Genomic DNA, 17096 nt, shown 5'->3' on the forward strand with positions numbered 1-17096 from the left:
TGGGTAATTGCCGGGTTAGCAATCGGTCGTTACGGTGCCGCCGGCCGAGCCGGTCGACGCGGGGCGCTGCACGCCGCTCTCGGTTTTCGAGAGCTGCGTGTGCAGCTCGTCGAACGCTTTGCGATCGGCTTCGCGCGCCGTGTTCAGATCGGCGACTTGCCTCGTGAGCGCTTCGATCGTTTCGCCTTGCGACTTCGTGACCGTCGCCAGCTCAACGCACGTTTGCGCCAGCTCGCTGAATTGCTTGTCGTCCCGCTTCTTCGAGCTGGACAGAATTTCTTTGACGCTGGACAGCAGCGCGCCGATCGCCGAGGGCTTCTCGGCTTCTTCAAATTCGATCAGGGTTTCGTCGGCGACCGTGAAAAGGCTTGTCGGCGATTGCTTCCGGCCGGCGAACGGCGAGGCGTTCGGGTTCTGAGCTGCGAAAGAAAGGATTTCAGTGCCGAGGCTTGCCGGGCTATCGGTGACAGCCAAGCCGATCAGATACGCCTGTTTCGTGTCAGCGAAAGACGGGTCGATTTCGCACGAGGTGTAAATCTTTTGCTTCGCCTTCGTCATGGCAACCAGCTCGGGCGTGGGCTCGATTTGCGCATACAGGCCGAGCTTGCCCGCGAATTCGCCGTCGAGTTCGCGCGTTTCGACCGCGATCACGTCGCCGTATGCCTTGAACGGGCCATCGGGCACGATGCCGCGATAGTGTTCGAGATTCACGCGTGCGCCGTACATCGTCGCGCTGTAGTTCGCGGCAATCTGTTCGAGCCATGAGCGTTCAATCACCCGGCCGTCAGTCGTCGCACCTTCGACCGCGATGCGAAACATTTTCGACTTGGCGAGCTTCGTCGCGTCGGTCGATGCGGTCGAGCCGATCGCCATTGCGCCGAGGCCGGCAGCGCCGGTGATGCTCATGCCGTGATCGCCCATGAACGCGAGCACACCGGCAGAGTTGAGAACGGCATGTGCGGCGAGTGTTGACGCGTGTGCGTCCATCGTGACAGCGAGCGCGATCGCCGCGACGGCGAGCGACATGAGCGACAGCTTGCGAAATTGCATTGTTAGGTCTCCAACAGGTTCGGGAAGGGTTCGGTGTGAGTTGATATCTTGCGATTACGGCCGCAAGCGCTCAACGTTTCGCGTTTGTTCGTGCGTTCGGTACACATAGGCGGGCGTGCTTGCGCGCGCGCGACGCGGGAAACTTGCCGGCATGATCGAAACAGCCGATATCAAACCCGCACTCGAATCGAATGCCAACCCTCGCCGGATTGCGCGCGCGCTTTACTGGCAGGGTTGGCGCATCACGTCCGTCGCGGAACACTTGCAGCTCAAGCGCGCGACGGTTGAGGCATGGAAACAGCGCGACGAGTGGGACAAGGCCGCGCCGATCGAGCGCATTGAGTCGTCGCTTGAAACGCGCCTCGCGGTGCTCATTGCCAAGCCGGTAAAGACGGGTAACGACTTCAAAGAAATCGACTTGCTCGGCCGGCAGGTCGAACGGCTCGCGCGAGTGCGCAAGTACGGCGAAACGGGGAAAGAGAGCGATTTAAACCCGAACATCGAGGCGCGTAACAAAGCGCCACGCAAAGAGAAGGTGCGCAACGATTTCAGCGACGAGCAGATCGCGCGGCTTCACGAGGCGTTTCTCGATTGCCAGTTCGGCTATCAAAAGGTGTGGTATCGCAACGGCGACAAGCGCACGCGCAACATTCTCAAATCGCGGCAGATCGGCGCGACGTTCTATTTCGCGCGCGAAGCGCTAGACGATGCCTTGCAGACTGCGCGCAATCAGATTTTCCTTTCGGCCAGCAAGGCGCAGGCGCACGTTTTCAAGTCCTACATTCGGCAGTTTGCCGCCGAGGCCGCCGAGGTTGAATTGACCGGCGACCCGATCATTTTGCCGAACATGGCCGAGCTGATTTTCCTCGGCACGAATTCGCGCACGGCGCAGAGTTATCACGGCAATTTCTATTTCGACGAATACTTTTGGGTGAGCCAGTTTCGCCAGCTCAACAAAGTCGCCTCAGGCATGGCTATGCACAAGAAATGGCGAAAGACGTATTTCTCAACGCCGTCGAGCATCACGCACGAGGCCTATACCTTCTGGACTGGCGAGCACTACAACAGGGGGCGCCCAAAGGCCGATCACATTCATCTCGATACGTCGCATGCGGCGCTCGCTCGCGGCCGGCTTTGCGAGGATCGACAGTTTCGCCAGATCGTCACGGTCGAGGATGCCGTAGCCGGCGGGTGCGACCTATTCGATATCGACGAGCTGAGGCTTGAATACAGCGCGCAGGAATACGCGAATCTCTTGATGTGTCAGTTTATCGACGACACGGCATCGCTCTTTTCGCTCGTCGAACTGCAACGCTGCATGGTCGACTCATGGGAAGAATGGGCCGACGATTTCAAGCCGCTCGCGCCCCGCCCTTTCGGCTATCGGCCGGTATGGGTTGGCTATGACCCTGCACTATCCGGCGACTCGGCCGGCCTTGTCGTCGTTGCGCCGCCGGCGGTGCCCGGGGGGAAGTTCCGCGTGCTGCACAAGCAGCAGTTTCGCGGCATGGATTTCGAGGCGCAAGCCGAGGCGATCCGACAGATCACGCAGCAATACAAGGTCGAATATATGTCGATCGATACGACGGGCATCGGCCAGGGCGTTTATCAGCTCGTTAAACAGTTCTATCCGAGCGCGGTCGCGCTTAACTACTCGCCCGAAATCAAAGGCCGACTCGTGCTGAAAGGCTTGTCGGTCATCAGCAAGGGCCGGCTCGAATTCGATGCGGGTTGGACGGACCTTGCGCAATCCTTCATGGCAATTCGTAAAACCATGACGGCGAGCGGTCGAAAGGTGACATACGAGGCGAGCCGCAGCGAGGAAACAGGGCACGCCGATCTAGCTTGGGCGTGTCTGCACGCGCTCGATAACGAGCCGCTAGAAGGTGTGACCGCAAACAATACCGGCTTTATGGAGTTCTCTTAATGAGCAAGCGCAAGCGCAGTTTTAACGCATCGAGCAGGACGCCGGCAAGAGCCGAGGCCTTTACTTTCGACGATCCGGTGCCGGTGATGGATCGGGCCGAGATTCTTGACTACGTGCAAGCGTGGTCGGCCGGCGATTGGTATGAGCCGCCGGTGTCATGGTCGGGACTGGCAAAGACGTTTCGCGCCGGCGTGCATCACGGCTCGGCGATTTACTTCAAACGCAACGTGCTTTCATCCACGTTCATTCCGCACAAGTTGCTCACGCGCGAGGAATTCGACAAGTGGGCGCTCGATTTCCTTACGTTCGGCAACGGGTACATCGATCGCCGCACGAACCGGCTCGGCGGAACACTCGCGCTCAAACGTGCGCCGTCGAAATACATGCGCCGGCGGATCGACTTGCAACGCTTCGTGCAGCTCAACGGATACCAACAGATCGAACACGAGTTCGAGCCGGGTGCCGTGCATCACTTGATGGAACCTGACATTAATCAGGAGGTGTACGGCTTGCCCGAATATCTCGGCGCGCTGCACTCGGCATGGTTGAACGAGTCGGCGACTCTCTTTCGTCGCAAGTATTACGAGAATGGTTCGCACGCCGGTTTCATCCTGTACATGACGGATGCGGCGCAGAGTCAAAGCGATGTCGACAAAATGCGCGAGGCTTTGAAGAACAGCAAGGGGCCGGGAAATTTCCGAAACCTTTTCATGTATGCGCCGAACGGCAAGAAAGACGGCATTCAGCTTATTCCTGTTTCAGAGGTCACGGCGAAAGATGAGTTTTTCAATATCAAGAATGTGACGCGCGACGATTTGCTCGCGGCGCATCGCATTCCGCCGCAGCTCATGGGGATCGTGCCGAGCAATACCGGTGGCTTCGGCGCGGCTGATAAAGCAGCCGAAGTGTTTGGACTCAATGAAATCGCGCCGCTGCAACGGCGCTTCGAGCAACTAAACGAGTGGGCCGGCGATGAGGTGGTGCGGTTTGTGCCGTACTCGGAGTATGCGGGGCGAGGGACACCCTAGCGTGAACCGTTGGCCCCAACGATAGGAGCCTGCGCCCGTACAGCGCCTTGGTTGGTGCGCCTTTTCGGGCCCCTCGCCTATTTTTATGGCGAGGGTGCAGCGCACCTCAGGCAAAGAAAAAGGTTCGTTCTTCGATCTCGTCAAAGAGATCAATCGATACGAGCCGACAGTTTGCTTTTTCCTCGATGAGCATGCGCTCAAAAACGTTGCTCACGTCCTTTTGTTCGTCGTCACCCTTGGCTTTCCACGGGAGTCCGTAGTAAGCCTTAAACACCATCAGCGAAAACGCTAGCGGCGTCAGAACTCTCCTCAAAGGCCATCGGTTTTCGGAGTGAAATCCTATATGAAAGTGCGAGCAGGGATGTCGAAATGGTTTGCGTTGGTCCGGTGCATTTTCGTATCGGAACATCGGAACGCCACTACTCACAGAACCGTCCGCAATGAGCGCTAGATATTCCTCGTGAGTGATCATATCAGCTACTACAAGCTCGCGAAGGCGCTTGAAATTAGCGAGCTCTTCCTCCTTCCCTGAGATGAAGGGATTGGGATAAAACGCATACCGAACGTAGCCCTCGCGTTCCCAACTGAACTGAAAATATGAGTAGTCTGACAACAGTACGTTGTAGTGCGACATACTCAACCCGGCTAGATACGCGTCAACATATAGAGTATCGGCTGAAAATAATAAGTCGCGAAATTCGTCCTTGACAGGAAGCGGCCCCGCATTTCCGAAAGTTTCTGCAATGTCCAAGCGCTCTGCAGTCTCCCATGTTCTGTTTATTCCCCGAACTACATCAGAGCGGTCCATTTTTTTCCTCGGCGGAGAGCAGATCGGCGATCTCGTCATCGCTGAAACCTTCGCTCTTCAGCTTGGCAAAGTATTCGTTTCGAATTCGCTTCGCCCTGATGGATCGTTGACTCAAATCCCGTTGAATCAAATTGATCCTGCTGAGGTCGGGCATTACAAACTTCAGCGCCGGGAAATTGGCGGCTGCATCGTCAATTTCTGTGGCGACTCGGTGTGCTGAATCTTTATAGCCAGAAACTCGGAGCCACGCCTTCGTTCTGGTGAACGCCGCGAATAGTTTGTTCCGATCAGACCTCAAGCTGAGAGCTAACGCGTCAACACCTACAGCAAAGACGACGGCAGCCTCGTTTCCTTTAGCCCGGTAAACGGTCGAAAGCGTTATTTTCCCGGGAATGGTGAATGGCGGCTCAGTGTAGGGGTCGGCGTGTATGTTGTTGGTTGCAATTTCGTGACTTGCGAAGGCGGCAGAGATAAGCTTGAAATAGTCACGCATATTCCTATCGTCAAGAGCTACGACAAGAATATCCTCCGGCTGTAGGCCGCCGTTCAAGAACTCAAGAGCCTCCGTCACGACCCATTCCACTTCTTCCACCAGATCGCCCGCCACCATGTGTTCGATGAGCGGCGGCAACCCTTCACGCTCGATCGATACGGGACTATTCTCGGCGGGACGTACGATCTCGATGTGGTTTCCGACGCGGAAATTAGGCGTTACCACTTCGTATCCTACGTCTTGCCAGTGATCAGGACTTTCGAGCAACTGAACGATGTCTGAATAAATGCCAAATCCGAGCGCGTGAGCAGTCACCAAAATTTCTCGTTGATTGCGGTAGCACTTGCTCAACACTGTATCGTTCGTCGCCCCGGGCGGTAGTCCCTGCTCCGCTCGCGCGAGAGAGATTCGCGGCATACCGTCCGTGTCATTACCAAACAACTCTTCCGGTGAGCGCATGCGAACGTTCAGAATGTTTTGCAGCTCGTCGTACGCCCAGACTATGTTTTTACTATCGCGATCACCCGACGCAAGTTGGAAACAGAGGTTATAAAACGCCGCGGGGAAATCTTGCCCCTCGTCAATCAAGACGTGGTCGTAGTAGGACTCAATGTCCGCCTGGTCTAATAGCTCGCGGCATGCAAACTCAAATGGGTCAACTTTACTCGGCGCGGCGTCGCGGGCTGATCCATACGACCGTGGCGTTATGCCTGAACGACGACATGCGTCAGCGTAGGTTCCGCTGGAGCTAGATCCTCCCCATCCGTGGCGAATATGGATCTGATTCCAGTCGGGATCGACTTCTTTATAGTGTCTATAGAACTTAGTGATTAGGTTCTTGATGGGGGAGCGAAGGCTCTTCGTGAAGAACGTCACAAGTATTCGCTCATTTGGCCGAGTCATGTGAAGGTGAGCTGCCTTCATTGCCAGGATGACCGTCTTGCCTGAACCAGCCAGCCCCCGGATGCGCTGTGGGCCATTGATTGTGACCAAGGCGGCTCGACGCTGTTTTTGGTCGAAATTGGCGATCTCGGCCTCAAGCTGGGCGAGCGCTACTGCCGGCCGCTGAGCCTCCGGATTCTCCACGACTCGTTTGCTCGAGCGAGTTAGTGCTTTCGCTCCTTCCAGCACGGATCTGGCTTCGGCAAAAGCAGTGTCGGACATTCGGTCGTCTGCTTGCCCGGCAAGAAAGTCATCAAACGCCGCCAGGGATGAAATAACTTCGCCCTCAGCTTCATGAAATAGCCGGCTGGCGCGAGGGCTATCGCAAAATATCACCGGCGTCACTGCCATGCTCAGGTTAGAGCGATCTCGCCGTAACGTCCTGCTCTTCAACAACCGACCAATAAGAATGCTGCAGAACTGGCCAAGCGACTCATCAAGGTCAGTTAGTACGTGGCTCGGTTGGCGTTCGGCCTGATGCCCGCTGATAAAACGGATCGCGACGATGCCGTGCACGGGGCTAAGCAGCAAAGCATCTGGCTTGTGGGTGACGGTCTCGTAGTCCGAGTACGTTGGAAAGTCGTAATAAAGCGCCGCGTCGTCCAAGTCTAGCGCCGTGGCTTGCGTCTCTATATGACGCACGAATTCGCGCCCCAATGGGTCGTCGCTAATGCGATCCGTTGTTACAAGGATGTCGATAGACACGTTGGTCCCTATTTTTATCAGTGCGCGGTGCGGCGCCATTGAGCTTGAACAGCCGGCGTTCGAGCTGGTCCCGTCATACGCGCTGCGCCGAGATAGTAGTGCCGGGAGACGCCCGGCCAATAACCGCGTCATTCTATCTCACGAAAAAGAAATTACAGTCGGGCAATAACCCATGCAGTCAACTGCGAAGAGCAGCATCTGGCGGCAAGTGGTCATCCCGCCGGCTATTTTTTTCGCTTTGACTAGTTTTTGCGCACTACCTCGCCCGCGGACAACACACGTTGGCGTAAGCGGTGGTGCGGCTAGCGGCCGCTTGGGCCTGCAGGCAAAAAAACGCAGTCCCCCCCGCGCCTGCGGGCTTTGCTTAACTGGCGGTTTTTATGCACCCGGCCTTCAGGGCCGAAGGCTATCGTGGCAAGGGATTCTGGGGGATTTGGGCTGCGCGGAAATCGTGCGTTTTGATGCGCGCGTGTTCGAATGGGCGCACCGTGCTGAGTAAGTAGTGTTTCGTGAACGGGTAAAGCAAAAAGCCCGCTGATGCGGGCTCTTCGAACGAGGTTAGTACAACGCGATGGGACGAGCCCGAAGCGCGGGCGAACTACCAACGGAGCCTATCCGCGAAAGCATGAAGGGCACGAGTCACTTCCGTGGAGTAGATGTCCGGCTCGACCGTCTCTCGCGCTTTCTGCTGACCCAGCGAGCATGACGGCACGTCGCGGCCTGAGTCGGAAACGATCACTCTCAGCAGTGGTCTTTTCGGCGGCCGCCGGTCGGTCATTTCTCGCTCGCCGACTGGCAGAGTGAAATCCAGAGACATCTGGCCAGCCTCGTGGTCATCTTTTCTCATGGCTTTCCTTCCTTTGTGCAGCGCGGGATAGTACCACAAGCTGCTTGGCGCAAATATAGGTCACACAACGCGGTGCAGCAAGGCGGTGTCAACCCGTGTTGCCAGGTTCCAACGGAAATGCATCCTCGAATCTTTGTGAGACTTTCGCTTCGAAATCGCGATAAGAGTCGAGATATTCCACCATGATTTTGGACGAACCATTCTCACCGCTCCACTCGACAAAATTGCCGTCCCCGTCTTTCCTTTTGTCGCGGTGAAAGAACTTGGGGTAAACCCTTGGTGCGGCCCCTGCGAAATGGATAAATTTCACTTGATTGGGAGGCGCCGGCGTTCCGTCCACGTTGGCGTTGTCCTCGACATCATGATCAAGTACAACAATTGAGTCGCCATGCGAGGCTAGGGCGAGGCTCTTCTCATAAGGTTCAATGTAATAGACTTTGTCGATGCCAGCGGCAACGATGTGGCGCGCACAATTATGACAAGGGAAGGTGGTTGTATACAGCGTGCCGCCAACAGTAGACGCCCCTCCTTCACGCGATACGGAAACTATCGCATCCATTTCGGCATGTACAGCGCGAGAGAATTCTATCAAATCAGGGATGCCGGAATATTTATATGCTAAGTCTACTATCGAATCGATATTTGATGTTACGGCCAGCTTCGTCTTTGCATCTTTAAAGAGTGACGCGATTTCGTTGGTTAAGCCGGATCGAATTTTATCTTTTCGAATTTTTTTCTGTCGATCGTTTTCGCAGATTTTTTCCTTCCTGTAGGCGCATCGCTGATCTTCTCGGCTCTCGGCGGTATAAAGTCCACCTCCATATTGTGGGACATCGTTGCAACCAACCGCAATTAGCTTCCCTTTTGCGTCCAATATTGAAGCCCCTACCTGTCTCGAGAAACACGCCGACTTCATTCCACTTGCGTGCGCGACATACATTGCGTGTTCATGGCGTGTTGGTGTAATGGAATTGTTTCCGTGCGCCAACTTCAAAAAACGGTCCATTTGCCGTGGAATGGCCTCATCCCGGCCAAGCGGGTGTTGTATAAAATAATCAGCCATTTTGAACGCCTTCTCAAGGTGTTGCCCGTAACTCTCTGTCTCCTTTCGATCGCGCTCCATTATTCGATTTGCGATGTTTTCGTCCAGTCCTTGGTCTTTAAGGCGCGCAAGTCGGTGATTGTTGGTGCTCATTACGCCAACTAGATAGAAGAGGTTTCTATACGTCAGGCGAAGCAGTGCTGCCTCATCGGGATGCTTTATTTGGTCGATTAGATAGGCCACCTGAGGCAATTCGATTGCGGTATTTCCTGCATTTGAGTTGGTGGCAAATTTAAAGCGCGCGATGTGGTTGACGGCGTATTGGGCCAATATATCGTGGCTATGCATTTTTCTAAAGAAATTACCCCCGGTCTGATTCTCTAGATAGCTAATATCAACATCGTCTGGCGATAAATTGCTCTTCCATGTGTCTCTGTGGTCTTTAATAAATTTGCTGAGTTTTATTCTTTCGACACGGTAGCCGAGACTTTCAAGTTGATGCTGGCATTCGGTGATCACTCGGGGTAATCCGCAACCTGCGGCCCCCATGAAAGCGATGACCATTTCCTTCGAGGCCCTTTTTTCCAGCGTTGTTTTAACATCCTCGCTTTTTGTATCGTTCTTCTGCATTTTTACCACTGCTGTAGACATTTTGCCCTCTCTCTCTGGTTGTGATGGTCTCAGTCACACTGGAAATTCTCTACTTCTACTGATTCGCGGGCGCAATTCGAAGAAATGTTGATTCCTCGATTATTCGGCGCGAGCGTTCTCGTTGACGCGTGGACGTGCCAGACGATCGGCGACGTCGCCCAATTTCGTAGCGATTTCCGCCTGAACGTTTACCACGCGTTCTTGGAATTCATGCTGTCTGGCTGCTGCATCTGGGTTCACTTGGATTGTCCGGACATCCAACGGGAGCGTTCGATCGCCTGCCAACAATTCGAGGAGGAGTCGCCGTAAGAGATTCTGCTCGAGCTCGACTGTCCCGTGTACCTCCGGTGAATAGCTGCCAGATTTCAATTGCTGCCGATCGAATTTGAACTTCGTAGCGGTAGCGAGCCGCTCCAAGAGGTTTGTAAACAGTTCGTCGCCTCGCCCGTTCCATTCCCGAGTTTCGGCCTCGGTCTTCGGACGCTGTTCGAGTGGGATAGAAAGATGCGCATGGTAGTCGTGCCATGCGTCGAGGACTGCTTGAGCCTTCCGGCTCCGGAGGGGAATCCCGAGTACGCGTCGCCCGTAAAATGCGAGGTCGATGGAATTTAGAGCTCGAACGTGGTCGATCGATACGCGCGATTGTCTAGTCGCCATCAACGTAGCGAAGACCAACTGCCTCCGATTCGTAGCCTCGCGAGCACGCTCTACCCATTTCTGTGCCTGAACCGCGAAAATCGGGCCGAGCAGAGTCGCCCCGGCCATCACATATTCGGTTGGGCCGAGCTGAGACATATAAACCCGCTCCTTGTGGTTTGGAATGCAGTCTAACGCAATGGGGCAGTACAGTGAAAATACAGTTTGGACGAGCTGGTTTGGCCTTGATTGACCTTGATTAGCCTTGATTCTGCAGTTTGCGAGTTGTGCAAGGCGTTGATTTATAAGGGGCTGTGGTGCACCGGTAAGACTCCGAAGGCAGGGGTTGCTGGTTCGATCCCAGCCGGGCGCGCCAACTTCACGAATCATCAAGGGTTTAGGCCACGTCGCCTAAGCCCTTTTTTATTTCCCGCAGTGCTTCACCCCACCCCACCTCCCCCGCTTTAACCCCTCACCCCCTGCACCCCCGCAAGCTTGTTGCAAGCCTCCACACCCGCTAGAATCCCCCGGTCACTGGGGAGTAGCCTTCTTTTGCGCATCGCGTGAAGGAGAGCGCGTCAACATACTTGGCCTGCGGGTCATGGCGCGTTCGGCCGGTCGGTTTGGCGAGACCATTGGCGCACAGCTTCGTTCTGGTCGGACGGGTGGCGGTGCGTCATGGTTCGTCTTACGTCCGACCTGGGAGCCGCTGTGAAACCTCAAGCTGTCAAAACCCGCTTTCCCTTCCCCAGCCTCTCGCGCGCTTTTCCGCGCCGCGCATTTTCCGTCGATGCACGGAGCCGCGCATGACCGGTCTTCTCTTCGAACTGGCCGCCATGCTCGTCGTCATTCTCGTGGCGGCCGAGCTTTTCACCAACGCGCTCGAACATCTCGGCGAGCGGCTCAAGATCTCCGAAGGCGTCACCGGTTCGCTCTTTGCGGCGGTCGGCACGGCGTTGCCGGAGACGCTGGTGCCGCTGATCGCGATTGTCGGCGGGACCGCCGACCATGCCGCCAATGAGGAAATCGGTGTCGGTGCCATCCTCGGTGCGCCGTTGATGCTCTCCACCCTGTCCACCTTTCTGATGACGCTCGCGGTGCTGCGCTCGCGCGGTCTCGCCGGGCGCGTCAGGCCGGAACGCTCCGGCTTCACGCGCGATCTCAACTATTTCCTGTTCGCCTTCCTGCTGGCCGCCGCCGCCATGTATGTGCCGCACGAACAGCGAATCGTGCGCGCGGTGTTCAGCGTGGCGCTCGTCGGCGTGTATGTCGCCTATGTGGTGGCGACGTTTCGCGCGTCGAACGATCTCGTCGATGCCGGTCACGGCACCGAGGCGCCCGGCAAGATGATGCTCGCGCGACTCGGCGTGCCGACCAACCTCGCGACCATCGCGATCCAGCTGCTGCTCGCGGTGGCCTTGCTGGTGTGGGGCGCGGAAGGCTTCATCCACGGCGTGCGGGGCGTGTCGGAGGTGCTCGGCGTGTCGCCGCTGCTGCTGTCCTTGCTGATTATTCCCATCGCGACCGAATTGCCGGAGAAGGTCAACAGCATCCTGTGGATTCGCCGCGGCAAGGACACGCTGGCATTCGGCAACATCACCGGTGCAATGGTGTTTCAGGGCACCTTGCTGCCCGCTATCGGCATTCTGCTCACGCCATGGACGCCGCGCATCGAAGTCGTCACCGGTATCGTCATCACACTGGCCGCGGCGGCCTGGCTGCGGCTCAATGCGCGCGAGCAGGGCGCGCCGGTGTGGGCGCTGCTGGTGTGCGGCGCGCTTTACGCGACTTATCTGGCGATCACGTTGAGTCGCTGACCGCCGCTCGATGGGCGCGCCGAGTGGCGACAGCGGCCGTGCGCCGCACCGTCCCGGCGCGTCGCCCGCGTACCCGCGCTGCACTGGCGCCGTGCTTCGTCGTGCGTCTTGCCCGGCGGATGACCCTTGGCCAGGCCGGGCGGCGCTTCTGGAGACGAACTCGCGAGCCTCCGTCAGGCTGCCGCGGCAGCGCGCTCTTTCTCGTACTTGATGAGCTTCAATACGCGCGAATTCGCAAAAAAGCGGATGTAGTTCGCCGTCGAATAGAATATCTCTGTCTGCCATTCGCCGCAAAGCAGATCCTTGCCAGTAGGATCGTCCGCCGGCTGCACGATCGTGTCGGCCATAATGCGGTTAATGCCCGATACGTTCGGGCCGGACTCGTGCCACAGCGCGCTGTTCATGATCACGAAGTCGCCGGGACTCAACTCGGGCGTGATCTTCGGCCACTCGAAATCGAAACTGTCGGGATTGATTTCGCCGGCGTCGCCGAGCACACCCAGCTTGTGCGAACCCGCGTAAAAGGTCATGCCGCCGTTGTCCGCGTTCACCTCGCTAAGGGGCACGAACAGGCTGCACTTGTTCAGGTTGCCGAGGTGATAGCAGCTGTCCTGATGCAGGAACACCTTGTTCGGACTGAACTTATCTTTTATCACGAAGCGGTGGTTGTACAGCGCCACGTGCTCGCCGAAGATCTGCTTGCAGACCTTGGCGAAAGCCGGTTCCTTGTACATGACGGCTAGCTTCGGCGGCAACTGCTCCGTGAGCGAAACAGGATTGGCCTTGTTCACGGCGCGGCTTTCGGCGAGCTGGGCATCATAGAAAGCCTGCCATTCGGCTTGCCATTCCTGCACCACGGCCGGCGCGATCGCATTGCGCATCACGAATACGCCCGTCTCTTTGAATACGCTGGGATTAAACGTATCGGAAGCAATCTGATCGACGACCGCCTCGACGGATGCCAGAGTCTTTTTCATGTCAGCACTTTAGATGAACCGGAACGTCAGTTCGTTATCCTGTGTGTTTTTGAACTTATTGCACTTCGCGAGCACGTTGTACTTCAACGGAAAGAGTTCTCGCCCCGGCGATTCGAGAATGTCGATTTCCACAATATCGAAGTCGCGCAGCAGAACGTTCCAGCCGTGCTCCGTAATGCGCCAGCAATCCGGCGACGGTCCGTGAATACGCCAGTTCAACGGCGCGGAAATCATCAGGTGGCCTTCGTGCCTGAGAATGCGACGGATCTCTTTGACGGTGTCGAATGGATTGAGCGTGTGTTCGATCACATCCATGCACACCACTACGTCGTAGGCGCTTTCCGGGATCGCCGCGTTGACCTTGGTGATGTCGCCGACGATTGTCGGCTTGTAGGTGTCGACTACGTCGAAGGTATCAACGCTGAAATTCGTGAAGCACTGGCGCACCAGTGAACGGTCCTGCGGGCCGACTTCGAGTAGTCTGCCTGTCTCTTCGGAAAGCCGGTCGGCAGTCCGCCGCACGAAGGCATCCATGTGTTCGCGCGTGAGCGGGAACGTGTCGTTGTCGAACTTTGATGGCGTCGCCATGGTGAACTCTCGCTGGTATAGGCTTCAATCGACAGTGCGCGCCGTGTAAGGCGAAGCGTCTTCTTCGATTGATGTTTGAATCCGGTGCAATACGGCAACACGCGCCTCGCTCACAGCCCGGCACGACTGCCTGAAATGATCGATCTTTGCCTCCGCATCGGATGGAAAGCGAAGCGCCTTGCTCGACCAGCTTTCCCTGGGCAGCAGCTTGCAGACTTCGTGGTCTTCCTCGAACACCTGTCGGTTCATCCGGATAGTGGATTCGAAGAACGAGCCGAGCATCTGTGCGGCATTCGCATTCACGGTAGGGGACGCATACAGACGGCTCGTGAAGTGCGTCCGGTCCGCGCCATTGCAGGACGGGAAGAAGTGCTGCAACGAATACGAATAGCCGTACGTCGAGGAAATCATCGTGAACGGGAAGATATACACGCTCATATATCCCTCGTACTGGTAGTCGATGCTAAACAGCTTGCGCAGGCGGCCCAATTGGCTAGCCACGCGCGAATTGCCGAGCGGCGCGTACCAGATCGAGTTCGCGCCGTCGAACACGTTTTCGCCGTCGGCAAGCTGCAATGTGGCAAGCGTTTCCGCGTGCACGGCATCGATGTGATACGGCTCGAGCGCGTTTTCGACCGCGAGCGGCCAATAGCATTCGTAGTCGTAACGGTTCAGGTCCACGCGGCGATCCACATTGAACGAAATGTTCTCGAGAATTTCAGCCGTCTTTCCCAACTGCTCATACAAGCCCATGCGCGGGCTGACGGCGAAGAACACGAAATCGCCGCACCACTCCACCTTTAAAGTCTTGAAGCGTGCCCGGTCGATGTCGCACGCCTTGAAGCGTTGCCTTTGCGGCACGATGACGGTGCCATTTCTATAGGTCCAGCCGTGATAGCCGCAGGTGGCGGGGCGATTGCCGTGCGCGTCCGTGTAGATCCGCGCACCGCGGTGAGGACAGATATTGTCGAACGCGACGAGTTCGCCGCTATCGTTGAAGATCACGACTTCGCCGGACACGCCGTCGAATTTGATGAAATCGCCGTCATTGGCAAGCTCGCGGCGATGACAGGCCAGATGCCAGTATTCATCGAACAGGAGCCGGTCCAGTGTCATCTCACAGCCTCCTCGCGGGAGCGGCGTACACGACGGCGTCTTCCGGTACGGAGCGCATGACGATCGCGCCGGCGCCTACCTTCGCGCGCGCGCCGATCCTGACCTTGGGCAGGATCTTGGCGCCGCTGCCGAAGAACACGCCTTCGCCGGTTTGCACATAACCGGTCAGATCGACGTGCGAACTGAGCGTCGAGTAGGCGCCGAGCTTGACGTCATGGCCGACGCTCGACATCACGTTGATCGCGACGAAGTCGCCCACCTGGGCGTCAGCCGAGATCACCGCCTGAGGACATACCACCACGCCTTCGCCCAATACGGCGGAACGCGCGACGACAGCGCGGGGATGCACGAGCGTCGCGAACACGGCGCCGCGTGCGCGCAGACGCGCAACCACGTCGCGCCGGGCTGCCGGATCGCCGACTGCGACCACGACGGTTTCGCCGTCCCGCGCGCAATAGTCGTCGATGTCGCCACGCCATTCCAGTTGGTACGGATAACCTTCGAGCGCGGCCGGGCTGACGTCGAGAAAAGCGCTGATGGCAGGGCCGCTGCCGGCGTCCGCCGCGTCTTGCGCCCAGTTGATCAGCTCGCGTGCAAAGGCGCCGCAGCCGGCCACGATCAATCGCTTCGTCATCACCGCACCTTGTATCCGCCGTCGACGACGAGCGTCGTGCCGGTGATCCAGCGGCTCGCGCCGCTCAGCAGGAAGAGCGCGGACTGCGCAACGTCGCCCGCTTCGCCGAAACCGAGCAGATGGCTCTTTTCGTAAGCGGCCAGCGCTTCGTCGGGGCTGCCGCCCGTCAGGCGGTCGTGCATGGCGGTGTGGACCGCCCCGGCCGCGATCGAGTTGACGCGAATCTTGCGCGGAGCCATTTCGCAGGCGAGCGAGCGAACCATTCCGTCGATAGCCGCCTTGGCTGCGGAATAGGCCGTCATCCCGGCCTGGCCGGTCGATCCCGCCACCGACGACATGAAAACCAGCGAGCCGCCATTCGCGATCACATCTTTCTTGCTGGCCGCGCGAGCAATGCCAAACCCCGCATAAACACTGCTGCCGAACACCTGTTCCAGTTGGTCCTGTTTCGTGAGCTTGGCGGGACGGATCAACTCGACGCCGGCGGCATGGAACACGCCGGCAAACGTGCCGTGTGTCTGCGCGAGCTGGCTGACCCAGTCGGCGGTCTGATCGGCGTCAGTGAGCGATACGGCGGCCGTGGCGTGACCACTTCCTTCGAGGCCGGCGAGCGTCGCCTGAAGACGAGCCTCGTCGCGCCCAGCGGCAATCACACGCCCGCCCAGGCTCGCGATCAGCGTCGCGCTCGCCCGGCCAATGCCGGACGACGCGCCAGTGACCAGGAAGAGGCCACCGGCGAGGCAGTCTTTTGCGAAGAGAGTCATGTTTCGATGGTGTCCACGATAGCGAGCGGCCCGACCTGAAGCGCCGCCGATGCCCACGAATAACCGACGCCAAAGCCGAACATGCCGAGATGCAGCGCTTCTTCTTTCAGACGGTTTTTCAACTCGGTCGTCATGAGGAGCGGAATCGACGCGCAGCTCGTATTGCCGTATTCACCGATATTGGTCGGAACGCGCTCGGCCGGCAGTCCTGCCTTCTTGCTCAGATGCTTGAGCATGAACAGGTTGGCCTGATGGAACAGAAACGCGTCGTAAGTTGGCTTGTCGCGGCCGGCAATCTCGAGCGTGCGCGCTACGAGCTTCGGCACTGCATTGAGCGTGAAATTGAAGATTTCGCCGCCGTCCATGAACAGGCATTCCGCCGATTTGCCCGCCATGCGTTCGTCGGCGGTTGTGTCGTAAGGCTTGAAGCCGCCGGCGGGCACAATCAGATTACGCACGCCCCGGCCGTCCGCGCCGATGATGAAGTGCGCGGGGGCATCGCCCGCCGACGCCTCCAGCGCCGTCATCGTGCCGGCGTCGCCGAACAGCAGCGCGGTGGAGCGATCCGCCGGATCGACCAGCTTGCTGATGGTGTCGCCTACCGCCAGCAGAACGCGTTTTGCCGCGCCGGTCTGGATCAGGTTCATGCCGAGCCACAGCGCCTGCGGGTAGCCCGAGCAGCCCAGGTTGATATCCAACGCGAGGCACGCAACCGGCAAGCTCAAATCGGCCTGCAACGCAAAGGCGGTGCCGGGCAGGCGATAGTCGGGCGTTTGCGAAACGAAGATCAGCGCGTCGATGGAGTCCGCCTGCCAGCCGAGCCCGGCAAGCAATGTTTCGCCGGCCTTGCGGCACAGGTCGCCAGCGCTCGTTTGCGCGTCTGCCCAACGGCGCCGGTTCACACCAATCATCTTGACGACATCACGGACGGCCGACGCATCAAACCTTTCCGCAAAGTGGTCGTTATCCACCTGCTGTGACGGCACGCACGACACCACACCCGCAATGCGGGCGGATTGCGTGTGTAACTCGCGGCCTGCGACGAAGTCCGGCGAACTCATGCTTGACTCC

At 57.9% G+C, this 17096-nt stretch carries 14 protein-coding genes and 1 riboswitch; of the genes, 3 read left to right on the forward strand and 11 right to left on the reverse strand.

The features are described 5' to 3' along the window. Nucleotides 1-15: 15 nt before the first annotated feature. Nucleotides 16-1050 (reverse strand): GPO family capsid scaffolding protein, encoded by a 1035-nt coding sequence (locus ACEN8U_RS14285; RefSeq protein WP_310104340.1) that lies wholly within the window; start codon nucleotides 1048-1050, stop codon nucleotides 16-18. Between the two features lie 151 nt (nucleotides 1051-1201). On the opposite strand from ACEN8U_RS14285, the gene ACEN8U_RS14290 reads away from it, so the two are divergent. After that, the gene (locus tag ACEN8U_RS14290; protein WP_310104337.1) at nucleotides 1202-2977 is read left to right on the forward strand and encodes a terminase ATPase subunit family protein; all 1776 of its coding nucleotides are present in this window, start codon (nucleotides 1202-1204) and stop codon (nucleotides 2975-2977) included. After that, nucleotides 2977-4005, forward strand: a complete 1029-nt coding sequence (locus ACEN8U_RS14295; protein WP_310104333.1) for a phage portal protein — start codon at nucleotides 2977-2979, stop codon at nucleotides 4003-4005. The genes ACEN8U_RS14290 and ACEN8U_RS14295 overlap by 1 nt, the downstream gene beginning before the upstream one ends. Before the next feature lie 106 nt (nucleotides 4006-4111). Here the strand turns inward: ACEN8U_RS14295 and ACEN8U_RS14300 are convergent, their stop codons facing one another. The 4 genes from ACEN8U_RS14300 to ACEN8U_RS14315 form a co-directional block, all read right to left on the reverse strand. Next, nucleotides 4112-4813 (reverse strand): DUF2290 domain-containing protein, encoded by a 702-nt coding sequence (locus ACEN8U_RS14300; RefSeq protein ID WP_310104331.1) that lies wholly within the window; start codon nucleotides 4811-4813, stop codon nucleotides 4112-4114. After that, nucleotides 4800-6953 (reverse strand): DEAD/DEAH box helicase, encoded by a 2154-nt coding sequence (locus tag ACEN8U_RS14305; RefSeq protein WP_310104329.1) that lies wholly within the window; start codon nucleotides 6951-6953, stop codon nucleotides 4800-4802. The genes ACEN8U_RS14300 and ACEN8U_RS14305 overlap by 14 nt, the downstream gene beginning before the upstream one ends. 935 nt (nucleotides 6954-7888) lie before the next feature. Continuing rightward, entirely contained in the window at nucleotides 7889-9472 is a 1584-nt protein-coding gene (locus ACEN8U_RS14310; RefSeq protein WP_310104326.1) for an anti-phage dCTP deaminase, read from the reverse strand. A gap of 120 nt (nucleotides 9473-9592) precedes the next feature. Then, on the reverse strand, nucleotides 9593-10288 hold the full coding sequence (locus ACEN8U_RS14315) for a DUF6680 family protein (RefSeq protein ID WP_310104324.1): 696 nt from the start codon (nucleotides 10286-10288) through the stop codon (nucleotides 9593-9595). 365 nt (nucleotides 10289-10653) lie between these two features. After that, nucleotides 10654-10830: riboswitch (yybP-ykoY riboswitch) on the forward strand. 105 nt (nucleotides 10831-10935) lie between these two features. On the opposite strand from ACEN8U_RS14315, the gene ACEN8U_RS14320 reads away from it, so the two are divergent. Beyond that, the gene (locus tag ACEN8U_RS14320; RefSeq protein ID WP_310104322.1) at nucleotides 10936-11946 is read left to right on the forward strand and encodes a sodium:calcium antiporter; all 1011 of its coding nucleotides are present in this window, start codon (nucleotides 10936-10938) and stop codon (nucleotides 11944-11946) included. 173 nt (nucleotides 11947-12119) lie between these two features. On the opposite strand, the gene ACEN8U_RS14325 is transcribed toward ACEN8U_RS14320, so the two are convergent. The 6 genes from ACEN8U_RS14325 to ACEN8U_RS14350 are packed head-to-tail and all read right to left on the reverse strand — an operon-like array spanning nucleotide 12120 to nucleotide 17086. Then, nucleotides 12120-12923 carry a phytanoyl-CoA dioxygenase family protein gene (locus ACEN8U_RS14325; RefSeq protein WP_310104319.1) on the reverse strand — a complete coding sequence of 268 codons (804 nt, stop codon included), beginning with the start codon at nucleotides 12921-12923 and terminating at the stop codon, nucleotides 12120-12122. A gap of 9 nt (nucleotides 12924-12932) precedes the next feature. Continuing rightward, complete coding sequence (locus ACEN8U_RS14330) at nucleotides 12933-13511, reverse strand: class I SAM-dependent methyltransferase (RefSeq protein WP_015004041.1); 579 nt, start codon at nucleotides 13509-13511, stop codon at nucleotides 12933-12935. A gap of 24 nt (nucleotides 13512-13535) precedes the next feature. Then, a complete protein-coding gene (locus ACEN8U_RS14335; protein ID WP_015004040.1) occupies nucleotides 13536-14627 on the reverse strand; it encodes an aromatic ring-hydroxylating oxygenase subunit alpha in 1092 nt (363 codons plus the stop codon). A gap of 1 nt (nucleotide 14628) precedes the next feature. Continuing rightward, nucleotides 14629-15261, reverse strand: a complete 633-nt coding sequence (locus ACEN8U_RS14340; RefSeq protein ID WP_041745880.1) for an acetyltransferase — start codon at nucleotides 15259-15261, stop codon at nucleotides 14629-14631. Further along, nucleotides 15261-16025 (reverse strand): SDR family NAD(P)-dependent oxidoreductase, encoded by a 765-nt coding sequence (locus tag ACEN8U_RS14345; protein ID WP_015004038.1) that lies wholly within the window; start codon nucleotides 16023-16025, stop codon nucleotides 15261-15263. The genes ACEN8U_RS14340 and ACEN8U_RS14345 overlap by 1 nt, the downstream gene beginning before the upstream one ends. After that, nucleotides 16022-17086, reverse strand: a complete 1065-nt coding sequence (locus ACEN8U_RS14350) for a ketoacyl-ACP synthase III (protein ID WP_310104310.1) — start codon at nucleotides 17084-17086, stop codon at nucleotides 16022-16024. Before ACEN8U_RS14350 ends, ACEN8U_RS14345 begins: the two co-directional genes overlap by 4 nt. Between the last annotated feature and the right edge of the window lie 10 nt (nucleotides 17087-17096).

The sequence above is a fragment of the Paraburkholderia phenoliruptrix genome, assembly GCF_047325075.1.
GTDB classification, from domain to species: domain Bacteria; phylum Pseudomonadota; class Gammaproteobacteria; order Burkholderiales; family Burkholderiaceae; genus Paraburkholderia; species Paraburkholderia phenoliruptrix.

Excerpts from the sequence above, each read along its gene's own strand:
- ACEN8U_RS14350 (WP_310104310.1), bottom strand. The coding sequence starts at position 17,086 with ATGAGTTCGCCGGACTTCGTCGCAGGCCGCGAGTTACACACGCAATCC.
- ACEN8U_RS14310 (WP_310104326.1), bottom strand. The coding sequence starts at position 9,472 with ATGCAGAAGAACGATACAAAAAGCGAGGATGTTAAAACAACGCTGGAA.
- ACEN8U_RS14345 (WP_015004038.1), bottom strand. The coding sequence starts at position 16,025 with ATGACTCTCTTCGCAAAAGACTGCCTCGCCGGTGGCCTCTTCCTGGTC.
- ACEN8U_RS14285 (WP_310104340.1), bottom strand. The coding sequence starts at position 1,050 with ATGCAATTTCGCAAGCTGTCGCTCATGTCGCTCGCCGTCGCGGCGATC.
- ACEN8U_RS14325 (WP_310104319.1), bottom strand. The coding sequence starts at position 12,923 with ATGAAAAAGACTCTGGCATCCGTCGAGGCGGTCGTCGATCAGATTGCT.
- ACEN8U_RS14295 (WP_310104333.1), top strand. The coding sequence starts at position 2,977 with ATGAGCAAGCGCAAGCGCAGTTTTAACGCATCGAGCAGGACGCCGGCA.
- ACEN8U_RS14290 (WP_310104337.1), top strand. The coding sequence starts at position 1,202 with ATGATCGAAACAGCCGATATCAAACCCGCACTCGAATCGAATGCCAAC.
- ACEN8U_RS14320 (WP_310104322.1), top strand. The coding sequence starts at position 10,936 with ATGACCGGTCTTCTCTTCGAACTGGCCGCCATGCTCGTCGTCATTCTC.
- ACEN8U_RS14300 (WP_310104331.1), bottom strand. The coding sequence starts at position 4,813 with ATGGACCGCTCTGATGTAGTTCGGGGAATAAACAGAACATGGGAGACT.
- ACEN8U_RS14340 (WP_041745880.1), bottom strand. The coding sequence starts at position 15,261 with ATGACGAAGCGATTGATCGTGGCCGGCTGCGGCGCCTTTGCACGCGAG.
- ACEN8U_RS14335 (WP_015004040.1), bottom strand. The coding sequence starts at position 14,627 with ATGACACTGGACCGGCTCCTGTTCGATGAATACTGGCATCTGGCCTGT.
- ACEN8U_RS14330 (WP_015004041.1), bottom strand. The coding sequence starts at position 13,511 with ATGGCGACGCCATCAAAGTTCGACAACGACACGTTCCCGCTCACGCGC.
- ACEN8U_RS14315 (WP_310104324.1), bottom strand. The coding sequence starts at position 10,288 with ATGTCTCAGCTCGGCCCAACCGAATATGTGATGGCCGGGGCGACTCTG.